We start from the raw sequence: 222 nt of genomic DNA, 5'->3' as shown, positions 1-222 counted from the left end.
AGGCAGCATACTGCTGGATCCATTCCGTGAGATCTTCGTATTGGACCGAGTAAGGCCAGGAAGCCAGGATGTCATGGAAGAACTGGAGGGCTTCATACGCTTCCAGGAGCCCCGGGGCGACCTCAAAGGCGTCTTTCAGGCGCTGCCTGTTCTCGTTGTAGCGGGAGCCCCAGTAGCTGACCTGGTTGAATTCGCTGGTCTTAAGGAGGCGGATGATGCCTT

1 protein-coding gene is annotated in these 222 nt (G+C 56.8%); it reads right to left on the bottom strand.

Annotated features, from left to right (window positions below; all coding sequences use genetic code 11):
• On the bottom strand, positions 1 to 222 hold a 222-nt coding region (locus H6A20_RS13345; RefSeq protein WP_204907559.1), incomplete at both ends, for a hypothetical protein.

The organism is Mordavella massiliensis, assembly GCF_016901695.1.
GTDB classification, from domain to species: Bacteria; Bacillota; Clostridia; order Lachnospirales; family Lachnospiraceae; genus Claveliimonas; species Claveliimonas massiliensis_A.
This window is presented reverse-complemented; position numbering and strand designations above follow the sequence as displayed.